The organism is Stygiolobus sp. CP850M (genome assembly GCF_037389425.1).
Classification (GTDB): domain Archaea; phylum Thermoproteota; class Thermoprotei_A; order Sulfolobales; family Sulfolobaceae; genus Stygiolobus.
The window spans coordinates 1-3,339 of sequence record NZ_JBBHKR010000009.1 but is presented as its reverse complement, the minus strand read 5'-3'; the positions used below and the strand labels follow the sequence as shown (position 1 = coordinate 3,339).

The 3,339-nt window shown below is 33.5% G+C and carries 2 protein-coding genes and 1 pseudogene; 1 reads left to right on the top strand and 2 read right to left on the bottom strand.

Translation table 11 applies throughout. The features are described from left to right. Positions 1–933, bottom strand: a 933-nt coding sequence (locus WIW89_RS00320) for a hypothetical protein (protein ID WP_337719308.1), incomplete at its 3' end; no start/stop codon positions are given. Positions 934–973: 40 nt separating this feature from the next. On the opposite strand from WIW89_RS00320, the gene WIW89_RS00315 reads away from it, so the two are divergent. Beyond that, the gene (locus WIW89_RS00315) at positions 974–2,446 is read left to right on the top strand and encodes a serine/threonine-protein kinase (RefSeq protein ID WP_337719307.1); all 1,473 of its coding nucleotides are present in this window, start codon (positions 974–976) and stop codon (positions 2,444–2,446) included. Positions 2,447–2,721: 275 nt separating this feature from the next. Here WIW89_RS00315 and WIW89_RS00310 read toward each other — a convergent pair. Further along, a pseudogene (locus tag WIW89_RS00310) lies at positions 2,722–3,144 on the bottom strand (RNA-guided endonuclease TnpB family protein); the annotation flags it as partial. Between the last annotated feature and the right edge of the window lie 195 nt (positions 3,145–3,339).

The window sequence follows — 3,339 nt, the reverse complement described above, 5'->3', positions numbered from 1 at the left end:
TATATTATACCTTCCATCTAACGGAGTTTTAGGCGTAGATACCTTTGGTAATTTACTAATTAAATTCAAAACATTGCTATCACTTAAATAAGGATTACCTATTGGGATGCTTTGACTTAAAATTTTACTATTATTTCTATCATATATCTCAATTTCTGCAGAATTTCTCGTACCATATACTACTCCGTAATAATAGGGGAGTAAGCTATCTCTATAATTCTGAACTTGAGAAATAGCTGTGTTATTATAGTATGATTTAAATTCAAGAACTAAAAAAGGATATTCGCAATCTAATAATTGTTCGTTTTCGCAACTCGTAGTGTATATCGCTAGATCTGGTTTGGCTATACCTAACCCTTGAGGGTCTATCGAACCACATTCTGAAATTGCACAAAAACCGTTTTTATTTAAAATTCTTACGAATTCTGCTCTTAAAAACCTCTCATAAGTTGGTGAGGCAAATATCTTATTTATAACATTGCTTCTAGGAATAGTAAAATTAAGAGTTACTGAGAGAGCTTGCGGAAGAAAACTTGAGAAGAAGTAATTAAATAGCTCAGCATAAGATTGAAAGTTTCTAAATACTTGATTATTACCGTGGTATATTTTAAGATAAATATAATTTGTCAAATCAACACATATGGTATAATAAGGGTTTATAATACTAGAATATTTAAATGCTTGTTGACATATTCCATGACGAGAAATCCCTCCCCGTTTTAGCTGATTTTTAAATTCGAATAAAAAGAGAGGACTGCAATACCCATTATTACATATATAAGTAACTAAGTCAGATCTTTGATTTTGATTCCCTACTAGCATTTCTGGAATGTTTACATTATCTTTGTTCCTCGCTCTAAAGTATTCTATTAGTGCAGCATACCATTGATCCCTTATTTCTCCCTCACTTATAAAATGTAAATATCTAACCATATAATAAAGATTTTAAAAAGCTCTATTTAATAAATTTTTTATGATAACAGTTTATATTGTCGGTAAGATACAATTCATAAATGCTCCGCATATAACTCCATATGTCCAGATAACAGCGGATTATTTTAACGTAAATAACGAGTATTTAAGTTGTGAATTAATGCTATTCAGTGAAAAATTAAACGTAGAAATAACCAGAACTACTTGTTTGATAATGAAGGAAACAGATTTAGTAAAGATTCTTATAAAGGAGATTGATCCTAAGATTACTTTAAAACTTTTATCTCAAGCTACAACTATTGCAATAATAAAGAGTGAATTTATAATAAATAAATTAGGATTACCAAATACATTTCCTTCATTAATCTATTTCAATAATAATACATTAATATATTATTACAATAACGATTATTATATATTGAAATATTCTAATTTTATTAATCCAATAGATTTACAAACTGCTATTAAATTATTGAATTATCTTATGACAAAAAGTTCTTATGAACTTTCTAGAGATACTGAATTTTCAAATATAATTCAAACGTTATTTATCAGCCAAACAAGCCCTTCAACCACTCAAGGTAATGTTTGGGTATGTAGAACAATATACGGTTATAAATTACTTGAGAAAATAGGTGAGGGTGGGAACTCTACGGTGTATAAGGTTGAATATAAGAACTCACTTTACGCAATGAAAATTTATAAGATTTTACCACCTTCTCCAACTCAAAGTACTACTGTGCAAGCGATCAGACTATATAAAGATATATACGACGAGTCATCGCATCTAATAGCACTTTCTAATAAGTCTAAAAATCTAGTAAAGATCTTTGCAATTTACGTGGACTTGAATAGAATAAAAATGATGTATAATGGCGATTTAACAATATATCTTGACTACCCGCCAGCAATAGTAATGGAATACATGGAAGGAGGTAATATATGGCAAATAGTTAAGGATAAGTTAATTTACTCAACTCGTTGGGAGAAGGTTGTCGCTAAAATAGGCCTTGAGATATCAAACGCCTTAGAGGTGATTCATCACGAGGGATACGTCCACTTGGACGTAAAGCCTAGCAACTTCCTTCTTTCTAAGAAGGTTAATGTAAATACTGCAGAAGAACTTTTGAATTTACTTAACACTGGCCAATTAGTCGTAAAGTTAGGGGATTTAGGTTCCGCTAGAAAGATTGGAGAGAACATACTACAATTAACACCCGCATACGCACCGCCAGAGCAATTTGATGTAATAAGTAAGGCAGATCCTAGTATGGACGTGTTCTCTCTTGGCGCATCATTATATGCGATATATAGGGGTATAAAGGTCTTTAATCCGACTAATGTGCAAACTAGTGTAGATATTAGAAAGGATTATGAAAAATATTATCAAGAACTCTTAAATAGGGCTAGCTTGCCATTTGAGAAGTTCTTGTTAAAAATGACTTCCCCTAATCCGAAAGATAGACCTACAATAAATGATGTGAAGAAAGAATTACAAAAATTTTTAACTTAATGAACTTTTTGTATTGATTAAAATTTATGAGTGTACAAAAATTAGTTTAACTAGTCGTATAATATTTTAGACCAAGAATTTCAATGAAAATTAGCGTAAACCTAAGCAGATTTAACAAAGATGTTACGGATGTAATTCTTAAATGTCTCAACCTCTTTACTGCCAAGTTTTAAATTAGAGAACGTCTCGTTAGCGTTTCTGATCTTAGGATGGGGCTTAGTAAGCCTACTATAATGGACTTAGGGTAACGTAGCCGACTTACCGTCAAGGTAGACTATGTCTCTAGGATATCCCAAGATTGGGAGTTCACCAACACTTGCAATCCTAACGCTCATCTTGTCGAAGTCCACATTATAACTTGCTTTTGGTGTTAACCACACCGTAGGTCTGTATACCCTTGGAAACCTACCCTTCTTAGGATTACTATACCAACCCATGTATATTGAGAGGGCATCACGGTATCAATCCTGAGCAACCTTTGACGGAAGATTATACTCTCCCTTTAGCCATGTGTACAACTCTTCGTTGACTTTCGATAGCATTCCCTTCTCTTCTGGGTTCGGGACATTTTCCTTCAACCAAAATAGGGTGAAACGAAGTGCCTTAACATAGTTGTTCACGAAGACTAGGAGGGGTTCAAAGAGAGCGATCTTCATCGAAGGAGTCACTCTGATCGCTTTATTCCCCCTCCTAGCCATTAAGGAAATTTAAGAAATAGAAGTATTTAAACACAGGGTTATCCATCCCGGCTGGCGAGGCTTTCCACCCCCTTAACCCCTTTCTTTGTAATTACGGTATCACACTAGATCATGACCCACGTGGGGGGGGGGGGGGAATATTTATAAAAGTCCCCTTCACCATTTCTTCTAATGAAGAAACTTTTCCCCCTACTA